General features: G+C 64.0%; 11 protein-coding genes. 4 read left to right on the top strand and 7 right to left on the bottom strand.

Going from position 1 to position 14,607, the window contains the following annotated elements; translation table 11 throughout:
• Nucleotides 1-80: 80 nt before the first annotated feature.
• Nucleotides 81-788: a PqiC family protein gene (locus tag IEG05_RS00500; RefSeq protein ID WP_023444897.1), complete on the top strand. Its 708-nt coding sequence runs from the start codon at nt 81-83 to the stop codon at nt 786-788.
• Between the two features lie 149 nt (nt 789-937).
• Here the strand turns inward: IEG05_RS00500 and IEG05_RS00505 are convergent, their stop codons facing one another.
• On the bottom strand, nt 938-2,467 hold the full coding sequence (locus IEG05_RS00505) for an AhpA/YtjB family protein (protein ID WP_125860053.1): 1,530 nt from the start codon (nt 2,465-2,467) through the stop codon (nt 938-940).
• A 202-nt stretch (nt 2,468-2,669) separates the two neighbouring features.
• Here IEG05_RS00505 and serB point away from each other — a divergent pair, with 202 nt between their 5' ends.
• Nucleotides 2,670-3,884 (top strand): phosphoserine phosphatase SerB, encoded by a 1,215-nt coding sequence (gene serB, locus IEG05_RS00510; RefSeq protein WP_023444899.1) that lies wholly within the window; start codon nt 2,670-2,672, stop codon nt 3,882-3,884.
• Between the two features lie 85 nt (nt 3,885-3,969).
• Here the strand turns inward: serB and IEG05_RS00515 are convergent, their stop codons facing one another.
• From IEG05_RS00515 to IEG05_RS00540, 6 genes are all read right to left on the bottom strand, one after another.
• The gene (locus IEG05_RS00515; RefSeq protein ID WP_041015879.1) at nt 3,970-5,043 is read right to left on the bottom strand and encodes an NAD(P)-dependent alcohol dehydrogenase; all 1,074 of its coding nucleotides are present in this window, start codon (nt 5,041-5,043) and stop codon (nt 3,970-3,972) included.
• 136 nt (nt 5,044-5,179) lie between these two features.
• A complete protein-coding gene (locus IEG05_RS00520) occupies nt 5,180-7,246 on the bottom strand; it encodes a GGDEF/EAL domain-containing response regulator (protein ID WP_044316002.1) in 2,067 nt (688 codons plus the stop codon).
• A gap of 61 nt (nt 7,247-7,307) precedes the next feature.
• The gene (locus IEG05_RS00525; RefSeq protein WP_191121450.1) at nt 7,308-9,146 is read right to left on the bottom strand and encodes a molecular chaperone; all 1,839 of its coding nucleotides are present in this window, start codon (nt 9,144-9,146) and stop codon (nt 7,308-7,310) included.
• Nucleotides 9,147-9,287: 141 nt separating this feature from the next.
• Nucleotides 9,288-10,181, bottom strand: a complete 894-nt coding sequence (asd, locus tag IEG05_RS00530) for an archaetidylserine decarboxylase (RefSeq protein WP_191121451.1) — start codon at nt 10,179-10,181, stop codon at nt 9,288-9,290.
• Nucleotides 10,182-10,192: 11 nt separating this feature from the next.
• Nucleotides 10,193-11,008 carry a rhodanese-like domain-containing protein gene (locus IEG05_RS00535; protein WP_191121452.1) on the bottom strand — a complete coding sequence of 272 codons (816 nt, stop codon included), beginning with the start codon at nt 11,006-11,008 and terminating at the stop codon, nt 10,193-10,195.
• Between the two features lie 47 nt (nt 11,009-11,055).
• Entirely contained in the window at nt 11,056-12,570 is a 1,515-nt protein-coding gene (locus IEG05_RS00540; RefSeq protein ID WP_191121453.1) for an HDOD domain-containing protein, read from the bottom strand.
• A gap of 167 nt (nt 12,571-12,737) precedes the next feature.
• Between IEG05_RS00540 and motA the strand changes: the two genes are divergently transcribed.
• A complete protein-coding gene (motA, locus tag IEG05_RS00545; protein WP_102832191.1) occupies nt 12,738-13,589 on the top strand; it encodes a flagellar motor stator protein MotA in 852 nt (283 codons plus the stop codon).
• 9 nt (nt 13,590-13,598) lie between these two features.
• Nucleotides 13,599-14,600, top strand: coding sequence for a flagellar motor protein MotB (gene motB, locus IEG05_RS00550; RefSeq protein WP_191121454.1), 1,002 nt, complete (start codon nt 13,599-13,601; stop codon nt 14,598-14,600).
• Nucleotides 14,601-14,607: the final 7 nt, after the last annotated feature.

The raw sequence follows: 14,607 nt of genomic DNA on the forward strand, positions 1-14,607 counted from the left end.
GATTGTCCGACGAGACATATGCACGAGGCATTGGCGATCTGATGATCGCGAGCGGCCTGAACTCTGGTGTTATGACGGTAATGAAGAATTTGCTGCGTGTTCCGACTGTTTTGTTGCTGGCCAGCATGGGGCTGACAGGCTGCATCGGCCTGCAGCCTGCGCCAATGTACCGACTGGACAGCGGTACGACTGAAGTGCCTGAGCGAACCGATGGCGCCGCCGTGCTGCTGGCACCGGTGACGCTTGCCGATTATCTGCAGCGTGACGCCTTGCTTCAGCGTCTGGCTGACGGCAGCCTGGCCGTCGACGGCCAGCGCGCCCACTGGGCGGGCAGCCTGAAGGCCGACGTCGAGCAGGTGTTGCTGCGCCAGCTGGCCTGGCGTCTGGATACGCAGAGCCTGGTGCTTGGCCCGGCCGACGAAGGCTTTACGCCAGAAGTGCAGATCGAGCTGTCCATCACGCGTCTTGATTCCGGCCCCGAATTCCCGGCGGTACTCGAGGCGCAATGGCGTCTGCGCGACAAGGCGGGCAAGCACCTGGGCAGTCGACTGGTGCGCCTGCAGGAGGAGCACCAGGGCAGCGCGAGCGACCAGGTGCGGGCGCAGAGCGTTCTGCTGCAGCGCCTGAGCGAGATGGTCGCCGATGCGGTCGAACCTACCCTGGTAGCCAAGACCGCACCCAAGGTTGCCCCTGCCAAGCCACAGGTAAGCAAGTCTGCCGAGGCACCGGCACCGCGCATCCCGGCCGCCGAACCCATTCGTACGGATATGGAAGTGTTCCGCTTCTGACCCTGTCGCGGCTGCTGTTGCAGCCAGCGCATTGAAAAGCCCGGCCAGTGATCTGGTCGGGCTTTTTCATTTTCTCGGGCTGGTTGCGACTGCGGGCTCGACCAAAGGTCAAAGGTCAACGGTCGTTTGTTACGACCGTATGGCTTGCGTCAGTGGGTGCGGCTGCGTAGTTCGTGCATGCGCGTCAGCTGGCGTTCCAGCAGCGAGGGGTATGGGTCCAGCAGGCGCTCGACGCAGCAGGCGCCTTCCGGACTGGCAATCGGGCGGATACGCGCGCGCTGCTGAATCAGCCGGTCCTCGCTGATGCTGCCCTCTACCAGCAGCAGGTTGCGGCTGTGCAGCGACATATCCAGCGCGGCCTGCGCCGGCTGGCTGAGCAGCAGGTCGCCCTGGCTCAGGTCGAACAGGCCATCGCCCTGGGTCAGGGCGAGCTGCAGTTGCAGCGTGATGCCGCTGTCGGCGACGTCGATCTGCAAGGCATGGCCCAGCGCACGCATCAGTTCGCCGCAGCAGATCGCGTGGGTGAGGTAGTTCTGCTCGTCGTCCTGGCTATGAAACAACATCAGGCTGCTGCCATCGTTGAGCGTGTGCAGCTCGGCCTGGTAAAGCGTCGCGGCTTGTTGCAGGCAGTCTCGATAGCGTTGCAGCAGTTCGGTCAGGCGCGGCCGCGGCAAGCGGCGCAATTGTTCCTGCCCGCCGAGCTGGATGGCCAGCACGGCGCTGCGCGTAGGTTGGGGCGGGGTAGGAGGCTGTACGCTCGGGGTACCCAGTGACGGGAGCTCGAACGGGACGTCATCGTCCAGCTGCTGCACGTCGTCATCAGCGTTCGCGGAAAAGCCGCGTGGGCGATGTGACTCGTCGTCCAGCTCGATATCGAAGCGCTCCGGTTGCGCTGCGGGGGATCGTGAGTCAATGCTGTGGTCGTCACCCTGGTCGAAATAGTCGTCGTCCAGTGCATCGCTCAGGTCAAGCTCCGCCTCGGGCTTCTCCGGCACCAGGCGTGCCTGCAGCTGGCGCGCAAGGTCGCCAATCTCGTCCTGCCGTCCGGCACCCGGGGCGGGGTCGTCCGGGTCGCGCAGCCACAGGCGCAGCTGCATCAAGGGCGTCGCCAATTGCCGGCCCAGGCGCAGGCTCAGCATCAGCGTCAACGCCAGCAGGATCAGGCTGAGCAGTCCCATGCTCTGCAGGCTGATGGTCATCGGCTGCTGAAACTGCTGCATGTCCAGGCTCACGCGCAGATGCCCGGCAATCACTTCTTGAAAGCTGATTGGTGTTGAATAAAGCCCGTTATCGTCCCCGAGCAGGCCCTGCTGAGGCCGGGTTCCGGACTCGGCGAGCACGCGATTGTCCACGCTGTAGATCGCTGCGTGAGCGACCAGTGGATTCTTCACCAGATTGCTCAGCAGTACGTTGAGGCTGAGGATGTCGTTGGCCACCAGCAGATCGGTGGCCGAGGCGGCCGTCTGGGTGACCAGGCTCTGGCCGAGGGCATCGGCCTGCTGCTCCATGGCATGCTTGAACTGCATGCCGATCACCCACGCGTAGATGATCAGCGCCAGCGCCACCAGCAGCAGCGTATGGCTGGCAATACGCAGCACCAGCGGCACGCGATGCTGGCGTACTGCGCGATAGAGCATGAGGAAGAAGTTGTCTGGCTTTACGGATGCGGGCCGGTTCACAGAGCGCGGCTCTTCTCGTCGGGAAATTGCCGAGCAGTATACGGAAAGCACGGGGGGCGCTGAAGGTCTGCGACGGTAAGCTGACGAATTGCGTCCAGGGTCATCGTGGTGGAGCGCGATGTGCCTGCCGCGGGGCTTGTCCAGCGCGCTGGTCAGCTGATGTAGAATGCCCGCCTTCGTTGCCTGCCATGGGAGCTGCGCCTTGCGCGAAATCGTCCTGATCAATATCACCGGTGAAGATCGACCGGGCCTCACCGCGGCCATCACCGGCGTGCTCGCCCAGGGTGGCGTGAACATTCTCGACATCGGCCAGGCGGTGATCCATGACACGCTGTCGTTCGGCATTCTGATCGAGATTCCGGATAACGAGCGCGCCTCGTCGGTACTCAAGGACGTCCTGTTCATGGGCTACAAGCATGACCAGCAGGTGCGCTTCACCCCGGTGGCCGAGGCCGACTACCAGCACTGGGTGGCCGGGCAGGGCAAGTCCCGGCACATCGTCACCCTGCTGACGCGCAAGGTCACCGCCGAGCAATTGCAGCGGGTCAGCTCGATCACGGCGAAGTACGGGCTCAACATCGACCATATCGACCGCCTGTCTGGACGCATGCCGCTGGACATGCCTGAAGAACTGGGCAAAGGCTGCATCGAGTTTTCGGTGCGCGGCGAGCCGGCCGATACCGCGGCGCTGCGCGCCGAATTTCTCAGCGTGGCGCAGGAGCTCAATGTCGATATCGCCTTCCAGCGCGATTCGGTCTACCGGCGCAACCGCCGGCTGGCTGTGTTCGACATGGACTCGACGCTGATCGAGGCCGAGGTCATCGACGAGCTAGCCAAGGCCGCCGGTGTTGGCGAGCAGGTGTCGGAGATCACCGAGCGGGCGATGCGCGGCGAGCTGGATTTCCGCGCCAGCTTCAAGGAGCGCCTGGCGCTGCTGGAAGGCTTGTCGGAAGACGTGCTGGCGGACATCGGTGCCAGCCTGCGCTTGACCGAGGGTGCCGAAGTGCTGTTCGCCGAACTCAAGCGCCTGGGCTACAAGACAGCGATCCTGTCCGGCGGCTTCAGCTATTTCGCCAAGCAGCTGCAGGCCAAGTTGGGCATCGACTACGTATTCGCCAACGAGCTGCAGATCGAAAACGGCAAGGTCACCGGCGTGGCGGTCGAGCCGATCGTCGATGCCCAGCGCAAGGCCGATCTGCTGCGCCAGCTGGCCGAGCAGGAAGGGCTGTGTCTGGAGCAGACCATCGCCGTGGGTGATGGCGCCAACGACCTGCCGATGCTTGGTCTGGCCGGCCTGGGCGTTGCCTTCCGCGCCAAGCCGCTGGTCAAGCAGTCGGCCAAGCAGGCGATTTCAACCCTGGGTCTGGACGGGATTCTCTACCTGCTGGGTTTCCGCGATCGCGACGGCACGGAATAAAGCGCGCCTGCAGGCTCGAACAACGCAAAGCCCCGGATCAATCGATCCGGGGCTCTAGTTTTGTCACTCATGCCTTGCAGTGCCTTCAGGGTTTGATCGCCACCTTCAGCACGCCATCGCGCTGATTGGCAAACAGGTCGTAGGCGTCGGTGATGTCGTCCAGCGCATATTGATGGGTGACCAGCGGGCCGAGATCGACCCGGCCCGAGGCGACCACATTGAGCAGTCGGCGCATGCGCTCCTTGCCGCCCGGGCAGAGCGAGGTGACGATCTTGTTGTCGCCAAGCCCCGCATGGAAAGCGCCGAGCGGAATGGTCAGGTCACTGGAATAGACGCCCAGGCTGGACAGCGTTCCGCCCGGTTTGAGTACTCGCAATGCGCTCTCGAACGTCGATTGCAGGCCCAGCGCCTCGATGGAGGCGTCGACGCCGCGGCCGCCGGTTAGCTTGAGAACCTCTTCCACCACATCGACATTGCGGAAGTTGAGCGTCACGTCCGCTCCCATCTTCCGGGCGATATCCAGCCGCGCATCCACACCGTCCACGGCGATGATGGTGCCCGCACCGCGGAGCCTGGCGCCAGCGGTGGCACAGAGGCCGATGGGCCCCTGGGCGAAGATCACCACGATGTCGCCGATCTTGATATTGGCCGCCTCGGCGCCGGCGAACCCTGTGGACATGATGTCCGGGCACATCAGCACCTGTTCGTCGGTCAGGCCGTCCGGTACGGGCGCCAGGTTGGCCATGGCGTCGGGTACCAGTACGTACTCGGCCTGGGTGCCGTCGATGCTGTTGCCGAAACGCCAGCCGCCCATGGGCTTGTAGCCATGGCAGGAGCAGCCGCCGTCCTGCGAGGGGAGGCCGTCCTGACAGGCGTAGGAGGTGAAGCTCGGGCAGATGGCCCCGGCGATGACGCGCTGACCTTCCTGGTAGCCCTTGACGTTGCTGCCCAGCTTTTCGATGACGCCTACCGGCTCGTGGCCGATCGTCAGGCCGGGCGCGACCGGATACTCACCCTTGAGAATGTGCACGTCGGTGCCGCAGATCGTGGTTGTGGTGATGCGTAGCAGGGCATCGTTGGGGCCGATCTCGGGGATGGGCTTGTCCTGCAGTTCGATGCGGCCCGGTTCGACGAACACGGCAGCTTTCATCATGACCATGGTGCGGCTCCTCTTCGAGTTGAAGGCTTCCGGACACTCTAGCTCAGCGCTGCGGCTGGCCAGTGATCGTAGTCAAGCTGAGGTGGATTGTCTGGTGGCGCTGGGGCCGACGGGAGGCTGCCGGCCCGGCGGCGCATCACTCCTCGTCGGAGGCGAAGTCGTAGTCCATCGACTGGCTCGGGCCCTGCAGATAATGGCCCTGGATGTAGCTGACGCCGGCTTGCCACAGCGTAGCGAGTACGGTCGCGCTTTCGACGAACGGCACGATGCTCTGCTTCTGCTGCTCATGCAGTTCGGCGAGCAGGGCCTTGAGCGCTTCCTGGTTTTCCTGGCGGGTCAGATCCTGGGTGTAGGAGCCATCGACCTTGATGAACTCGGCATCCAGATGCTTGAGCGTATTGAATGGGTTGAGCACGCAGCCGAACTGGGCGAGCGCGGTGCGGCATCCGAGGCCGTTGAGTCCCTGGGCCAGCGCCTTGGCCGGTTTGAGATAGGCCACGGCATCGGCTTCACCGAACTCGAAGGCCAGCGAATCGCCTGGCAGGCGCGAAGCCTTGAGCACGACGCCGAGCCAGGGCAGCAGGCTGGGGTCCTGGATACTGGCGGCGGACAGGTGCAGGAACAGTCGCGTGCGATGGCCCTTGGCGCGGTGCTCGGCGAGCAGTTTGATGGAATTGAGAATGACCCAGCGGTCGATCTTGGCAGCCAGGCCGGCGTCGGCCGCGGTACTGAGGAACTCGTTCGGTGGGACTTCCACACCCTGCGGATCGAGTAGCCGCAGCAGCACTTCGTAGTGCTCGAAGCTGTCGCCGCGCAGGCTGATGATCGGCTGGAACAGCAGGCGGAAGCTGTTGCTTTCCAGCGCCTGCTTGAGCATCGCGACGATGTCGCCGCGGTTGGCTGCTGCCGCCAGTTCGTCGGCCGGGTTGTAGAGCTTCAGCGCATTGCCGTCGCTCAGCTCATCGGCACAGCGGTGCGCGCGCTCGATCGCGTCTTGAGCCTTGGCGGTTTTCTCGTCGAGGCCGGCTACGCCGATGCTGAGGGTGGTTTGCACCGTGCGACCGCCGACATCGAGCAGCTGGCCTTCGACCTTGGTCAGCAGTTTGCGCAGCTCCGGCTCGGCCTGCTGCGGAATGACCCCGGGTTGCAGGACCGCAAAGACATCATCGGCGAAGCGAGCCAGCTGGGCTTCGCCGGGGAAGTGACCGCGCAACAGGGTGGCGAGCTGGTTGAGCAACTGGTCGGAGTCGGTCAGGCCGATGTCTGCCTGCAGCGCGGCGAACCGATCGACGCGGATGTAGGCGAGGCTGGCGGGCTGGCTGGCATTGACCGCGCGCTCTACCGCGGTGTCCAGCACTTCGAGGAAACTGTTGCGGTTGAGCAGGCCGGTTACCGGATCCTGGCTGCTGATCTCGCGCAGCTTCTGCAGTTCGGCACTGTCGTTCTCGGCGCGGATCACCACCTGAATGCAGGGCTCGCCGTCATAGGCCGCCGGCGAAAAGTGCATGCGTGTCTTCAGCGTGTCGCCATCGGCGCGCACGCCCCCACAGGCCAGCTCGGCGCTGCCTTCCATGCTCTGGTAGTTCTTCAGGAAGGTCTTGAAACGGCTCTGGTCGGCGCTGCTGATCAGATCGATCATCGGCATGCCTTCCAGGTCCTCCACGTCGTCGTAGCCGAACAGTTCGAGGTAGGCGCGGTTGGCGTAGATGTGCATGCCGTCGTGCACGTAGGCAATGGCGTCCACCGAACTGTCGAGCAAGAGCTGGCAGCGTTTTTCCGCTTCACGCAGCGCCACTTCCGCTGAACGGCGCGCGCGGCGCTCTTCGAGATTGGCCAGTTCGCGATTGGCCACCAGCAGCAGCCATTCGTCCTCGCCCTGCGGCAGAGCATCCTGGGCGCCGAGCATCAGCGCTTCGGTGATCGCTTCGGCGTCGTTGCCCGCTGTGAGCTGGATGATGGGGATGTCCTTGGCCTGCCGGCGAATGGCGTTGATGGCCTCGCTGGGGTCGAGGTTCTCGCTCTGCGGTGCATTGATCAGCAGGTCCCAGGTCTGTTTCAGGGCTTCGGCCAGATCGTCGCTGGAGGTGAGTCGATGCACCCGGGTCGCCTGTCCGGCATTGCGGAAGAGGCTGACCAGGCGCTCGGCCTCGTTCTGCGAGTCTTCGAGAATCAGCAGGCGGATGGTTTTCTTTTGCAGGGCCATGGCAACAGCTTAAGTGCGCGCCAAAGCGGCGCGGGCAGGCAGGAGTGCGAGACTCGGCAATCTACAGCGACTTCCAGAGTGAGTCAAAATCTTCATCCCCGCCCGCAGTGTGGGTTTTCCAGCCTGTGACAGGCGTCTCTCGCTCCGGTGCGACCTGGCCCAGGGAGCGGTATTCGAACTGATTGTAGTTGCCGGTAGCCGCACGGCGTTGGTTCAGCACGGCGCGCTCTTCCTCGCCGTTACGGTTGATCTGAACCTTGTGCCCCTCCTGGAAAGGCAGGCGTGGCGCGATCAGGGTTGCCGGCTGGGAGATCGCGGCGATCTCCGGCAACAGAAGGGCGCGCAGGTACTCACTGCCCTGGTCGACCTTGCGCAGCAGGCGCAGACCACAGGGCTTGGCCTGCGGTGCGATCAGTTCGATGCCCAGCTGCGTGCCGCCGCCGCGTACCTGGCGAATCCAGCGCACCACGGCGACGCTCCAGGTTTGCCCGGTGTCTTCGCGCAGTCCCAACAGCTCGCCGGTCTGCAGCAGGCTGGGCACCTCGCCTTCCCAGGCCAGGCAGTAACCGCCGGGGCTATGGTCCACCAGCTGGACCTGATAGATCGGATGATCTTCGCTGCTGGTGGACTTACCTTTCGTCGATGCAGATGCGGCTGCTCTGGTCGCCGGCGTTGCGCGTGAAACATCGGGTCTGACGAACTCGATATGGTCGCTGTCCGGCAGGCGTTCGATGCTGTTGCTCTGTGCATCGAATGCGTTGGCCCAGACATCCGCGGCGCCGTTGTGCAGCTTGAACACGGCTCGATTCGAGGTGCCGGGCAGTTCGAGCACTTCGTTGAAGGCGCGCTGACCGGCGAGTTGATAGTGCAGCGCGGTCATGCCGATACACAGCGCCAGCGTGCCCTTTGCCGGCGTGCGCTGGAAGGTTCGTTCGGAGATGGCGCCCCAGGCCGAGTTCAGGTGGCGCAGCAGATCGTCGTCCAGTCCTGCGGCGGCTGGCAGACGGCTCAGCCGGCGGTTGTCGGGCGCCAGGCGCAGGTGCTCATCGATCATGCCGACCAGCATCCGGGTATCAATGCCGAGCAGGTTCTGCTGATTTCTGTCGGGAAACAGCGAACGGTAGCGCGGCGGCCCGTCCACCAGCGGAGACAGGAGGAAAAGGCTGCTGGCGGCGCTGGCCGCCTGGATCTGCGCCATGGCGCCCCAGGCCTCCAGTGCTGCGGCCAGCTTGACGATGCTCTGCTGACGCAACTGATTGCAGCGCGCGCAACCGAGCAGCAGCGCTGCGAGGTAGCTCTGCTCAGCGGTGAGATCCTTGGAGTATCGCGCCAGCGGATCGCGCAGCAGCAGGCGCTCGGTGCCATGCTCGACTGCCAGCTGATAGAGCTGGTGCAGCTCGAGCCACAACCCGGCAGCAGCCGGGCTGTAGAGCTGGGTGGAGCGGATCAGCAAGGCGCCGAGGCTGTGAATGGCGCGTTGCAGGGCGATCGATAGCAGCTGATGTCGGTCGCGCTCGGGCTGGGATACCACGCGCACCACGATCAACTTGTAGCCGACCGCCAGGTGATTCTGCAGCGCCTGACAGAGACCGGCGACCTTGCGCGGTCGCTCGCTGAGCACGATGGGCTGGTTGACGAAGTGCTTTTCCAGCTGGGTGCAGACGAACTGCACGTCCGGCCGCAGCAGTTCCAGCATCTGCAGGCGGGTTTCCGTGGCGATTCGCAGTTGATTGAGTTCGATCAGCGCCTGGTAGAGCTGGCGAGCGGTTTCGCCGATGTTGGCTTTCGGCAAGCCGGCAAGCCAGCCGGTTACGCCGCGCACGCTGGCGTCGCAGAAGGACAGGGTCTGCCGGGTGGGCGCTGGTGCGCGCAACAGCAGATGATGGCTCTGTCTATCCAAACGGTTGGCTCCGCGGCGGTCAGGGCATGATTAATGAGAACTCTATCAATATCTGCCGCAGCGGGCAGGACTGAATGATGGCTTCATGATATTAGCCGACGTTCGGCAGTTATGGGCTGCCGAACGTCGCGGGGGCGGGAATCAGAGGGTTTCGAGCGGGTCGGCGACGGTTGGGCTGAGCGTCGCCTGGCCCAGCGCTTCGCCCATCCACACGGGGCTCAGCGGCCCCAGTTGTTCAGCCCAGCGCACCTGTTCCGGCCCGAACAGCAGAATCACCGTCGAACCCAGCTTGAAACGGCCCATCTCGGCGCCTTTCTCAAGGTGGATGGGCGCACGCGCCGCTTCGTCGTAACGGAAGGTCTTCAAGGTACGCTTGGGTGGTGTGACCAGACCGGCCCAGACGGTCTCGATGCTGGCGACGATCATCGCGCCGACCAGCACCATGGCCATCGGCCCGTGCTCGGTATCGAACAGGCAGACCACCCGCTCGTTGCGCGCGAACAGCTCCGGCACGCCCTGCGCCGTGACCGTGTTGACCGAGAAGATGCGCCCCGGCACGTAGACCATTTCCCGCAGCGTGCCGCTGACCGGCATATGCACGCGGTGATAATCCTTGGGCGAGAGGTAGACCGTGGCGAACGCGCCGCCCATGAACGGAGCAGCGCGTTCGTGATCGCCGCCAAGCAGCTCCATGGCGCTGTAACTGTGGCCCTTGGCCTGGAAGATACGGCCTTGTTCTATCCGGCCCAGCTGGCTGATGGCGCCGTCGCAGGGGTTGAGGATGGCGCCCGGAGTCTGATCCAGCGGGCGGGCACCGTCTCTCAATGCGCGGGTGAAGAAGGCATTGAAGTGCTCGTAGTCCGTGGGCTCCTCGACCTGGGCCTCGCGCATGTCGACCTGAAAATGCCGAACGAACCACTTGATGAAGGTGTTCTTCACCCACGGCAGCCGGCACTCGGCCAGGCAGCCAGCCAGGCGGGAGATGAGGTGATGGGGCAGCACGTACTGGCTGATGACGAACAGGCGATCTTTCATGTGGGTCCTTTTCATTGCTGCACCGGTGTATCAGGCAGGTTGCCCCATTCGGACCAGGAGCCGGCATAGCCCTTGACGCGTGGGTAGCCGAGTGCCTTGGCCAGGAGGTAGGTGAGGCCGGAGCGATGATGGGTGTGGCAGTGGGTTACGACTTCCTTTTCCGGGACGATGCCCAGTGCCTCCAATTGCTCGGCGATGTCCTCGCGGATTCGGAGGTCGCGAGCACGGTCCATGGCGGCGGTCCACTCGAAGTTGATTGCCCCGGGTATGTGGCCGCCCCGCGCGGCAAAGAGTTTTTCGCCACGGAATTCGGCCGGCGAGCGCGCGTCCCAGATCACCAGATCGTCTGCGCCGAGGCGGCTTTCGATGTAGCTGCGGGTCGCGATTGGGGCGGGGTCCAGCGTCAGGTTCGGCAGGCCGGGCGCCGCCTCGGGTACCTGCTGGGTCAGCGGTCGCGCCTCGCCGAGCCAGGCGTGCAGCCCGCCGTTGAGGTAGTGGTAGTGGTGATGGCCGATCACGTCGAGCAGCCAGATGAAACGACCGGCCCAGCCGCCGCCTTCGTCGTCATACACCACGTACACCGCGTCGTGCCGATGACCCAGTGCGCCGAACAATCGCTGCAGTTGCGCAATATCCGGAAGCAATCCCGGTGCTGGCGGCTGGCCGAGCTGGGTCTGTTTGGGATCGACGAAGCGAGCGCCCGGCAGGTGGCCTTCGGCATAACGGGCGGCGCTGGTCAGGTCGACCAGAATCAGCTCCGGCGCGTCCAGGCGTGCGGCCAGGTCGGCTGGCTCGATCACCAGCGGCAGGTTGGAAAAGGCAGACACGGCAGCCCTCATCTAGTCGTAGAAGGGGCGAAGTCTAGCGAAAAAGCTCAGACCCCGCGCCTGCTGAAGGTAGCCAATGCGCGCTCGATGCACTGCGTTGTTTTAGCGAATGTTTGCAGGGTAGTGTCGGAGAAGGGCGCGCCGTTCTGGTCGGAAACCACCAGCATCAGCACGCGCCCGTCGATGCCCAGCGAGCGCAACAGCAGATGTTCGCCGCTGAAAAGCGCTTTCAGGCTGCCGGGCAGCAAGGCCGAGAACTGTGCCATGTTGGCCGGCTGCAGGCGCAGCTGTGCCGGTTTTTCCAGCAGGCGGCGCACGATCTGGCTCTGCTCGGGGGTGAGGGTAAGTCGCGCAGCATCGCTTGGCAGGCCGGCCGATTGCTGGGCGACCAGGCGGTTCTGCTTTCGGTCGAACAGCAACACCAGTGCGCGCTGCATGCCTGCGCAGGCAAGGGCTTGGCTGGCGGTAGCGGTCAGCTGCAAGACGTTGCTGAACGGCGTCGGCTCGCTGAGCAGGCGGCGACAGTGCTCGCGCCATTCGGCCAGATCGGCGTCGCTTGCTACTGGCGCAGCACGCAACACCTGAAAGCGGGTACCGGTAGGCCACAGCAGGCCTTGAGCCGGATGCCAGAGATCGGTCCGGCCGATCTCCCGGGCGCTGGTCGCCGCCTGCTGGTGCACCATCTGCTCCAGATCGGCGAGCGACACCTGCAGATACAAACCGGCCAGGCGCTGCCAGCGCAGGCTGTGTACGCCGCTCCAGCTATGGTGCGAGGACAGTGCCAGGCCGTTGGCCAGCACGATGGTGTTGCTCGGCAGCGTCAGCCAGCGGCGCAGGTCGGGGTCGGCGTCGAGCATCTGCTGCTGATGCAGCGGGTGCTCGTTGTCGTGGGCAATATGCAGGGCCTTGATCAGGCGCCGCCGATCGGTGCCCAGCAGGCGATAACCCTGAATGATCCAGTCCGGCAGCCGCCAATGCTCAGCAAGCCTTAGGCACAGCTCCAGCAGGGATACGCCGAGCAGCTCGCGCTCGACCCTGCTGGCCGGCTCGCCCTTGACCAGTACCCGCTGCTCCCAACTGTCGAGCAGATGCGGATAGGCGCCTATCAGCGCCCAGGCGGGAGACAGGAACAGCAGGCTGCCCCAGTGGATGTCCTGCCACAGTCGTGCGAGGCGGGCGGCGAACAGTCCGTTGGCCTGCTGGCTGGCGTGGCGGCTGATTAATACCAGTTGCCGCAGCGGCTGCGGCATGTCGGCGGCCTCCATGGCCGGAATGCGCGCCAGCAGCGCTTCGGCGCGCTGCAGGCCGATGCGGCTGAGCGCGACCTCCAGGCTCTCGGCCGGCTGGCTGTCGCCGATGCCTCGATTGGCCTCCTGGATGAAACGCAGCGCCAGCACGGGGCTGTCCTGAATAAGTTCGGCGATCTGCCGCATCGACTTGCTGCTGTCGCGCAGCGCCAGTCGCACCTTGCCGTGAACCGAGGCAAACGCGGGCAGTGGGGCATCGTCGAGGGCTTTGATCCAGGCAGGTATCGTGCGTGGCAGCGGAGGTGTGGTGGTCATGGCCGAACTAGCTTTTCATCGGGATGGCCTTTAGTCTGGCGCAAAAGTTCCGATAACCAGAACAATTCTTCCAACATTCCTTTCGCAAGGTCGTCTGGTGGCGATTCTGGGCGTTTATTTGCCCTTGATCCGGACGGCTCGTAACCAGGTTTTAGACGTACCTCCTTATGGTCAAAATAATCGGGATTATCGTCGTGTTCGCCAGCGTGCTGGGCGGGTTCGTGCTCTCTGGCGGCAAGATCGGCGCGCTCATCCATCCGTTCGAGGTGATGATCATCGGTGGTGCGGCGCTGGGCGGTTTTCTGCAGGCCAACCCCGCCAGCACCACCATGCTGGTGTTCAAAAAATCGCTGAAGATGTTCAGCACCCGTTTTACCCATACCTATTATCTGGAAGTGCTCAGCCTGCTCTACTCGATCCTCAACAAGAGTCGTCGTGAAGGGATGATGGCCATTGAAGCTGACCTGGAAGATCCCGCCGCCAGTCCGCTGTTCAGCAAGTACCCGGGCTTCCTGCAGGACGAGCGTATGACCGCGTTCACCTGCGATTACCTGCGCATCATGTCGTCGGGCAACATGGCGCCCCATGAGCTCGAAGGCCTGTTCGACATGGAGCTGAACAGCCTGAAGGAAGAGCTCGAGCATCCCTCCCACGCAGTCAGCAAAATCGCCGACGGTTTGCCAGCAATGGGTATCGTTGCGGCGGTGCTGGGTATCGTGATCACCATGTCCATCCTGGCCGAAGCCGATAACGCGATGATCGGTTACAAGGTCGGCTCGGCGCTGGTAGGGACTTTCCTCGGAATCCTCGCTTCCTACGGCTTCTTCGGCCCGCTGGCCGCGGCGTTGGAGCACGATGCCAAGGAAGAGCTGAACGTTTACGAGGCGATCAAGGCGACGCTGGTTGCCTCGGCCTCCGGCATGCCGCCGACGCTGGCCGTCGAGTTCGGGCGCAAGGTTCTTTATCCCGCCCACCGCCCGAGCTTCGCCGAGCTCGAACAAGCCATGCGTGGCGCCTAAAGGTTCACCATGGACAACACCCAACCGATCATCGTCAAGCGGGTCAAGAAGGTCGCTGGCGGTCATCACGGCGGCGCCTGGAAGATCGCGTTTGCCGACTTCGCAACGGCGATGATGGCGTTCTTTCTGGTGATGTGGCTGATGAGCTCGGCCACGCCGGAGCAGAAGAAGCTTATCTCAGGCTACTTTCAGGACCCGATCGGCTTCACCGAGAGCGCCAGCCCGCATGTGATCGATCTGGGCGGCACGCCGACGCCATCGCCGGATCGCACCCTCAACCCGGAGCTGGAACCAGCCCAGAGCGAGGCGCAGATCGACGCCCAGCAGGCCGAGACCTTCGCTGAGCAGATCGAGCGCGAACGCCTCGAGCTGCTGCTCCAGGAGCTGCAGAACAAGGTTGATGAGAACCCCGAACTGCAGAAGTTCAAGGACCAGATCCTTTTCGAAATCACCCAGGACGGCCTGCGCATCCAGATCATGGATGCCGAGAACCGGCCCATGTTCGCCCTCGGTAGCGCCCAGTTGCAGCCCTACTTCGAAGACATCCTGCTGGCGCTGGTCGACACCATCGCCGCGGTGCCGAACAAAATCAGCGTTAGCGGCCACACCGATGCGAAGCCTTTCTCGGGGCGCAGCGACTTCGGCAACTGGGAGCTTTCTGCCGGGCGTGCCAACGCTGCACGCCGCACGCTGGTGATCGGTGGTTACCCGGAAGATCAGATCGCGCGGGTAGTGGGCTACGCCTCGTCCGCGCTGTTCGATCGCAAGGACCCGCTCAATCCGGTCAACCGACGCATCGATATTCTGGTGCTGACCAAGAAGGCGCAGCGTTCGATCGAGGATGAGCAGCCCGCTGCCACGGATTCGACCGGTGCTGCCGAAGGCGAAGTTGCGCCATCTGGCGGCGCGGCGCCGGCTGGGGAGGAGCCGTTACAGCCGGAGCAACTGCGGGAGAGGTTGAACATCTTCGAAGATGGCGTGCTGCAGTTCAGTCAGCCCGGCGAGGGCTGAGCGCCAG

Origin of the sequence: Stutzerimonas kunmingensis (assembly GCF_014764705.1) — a bacterium.
Classification (GTDB): Bacteria; Pseudomonadota; Gammaproteobacteria; order Pseudomonadales; family Pseudomonadaceae; genus Stutzerimonas.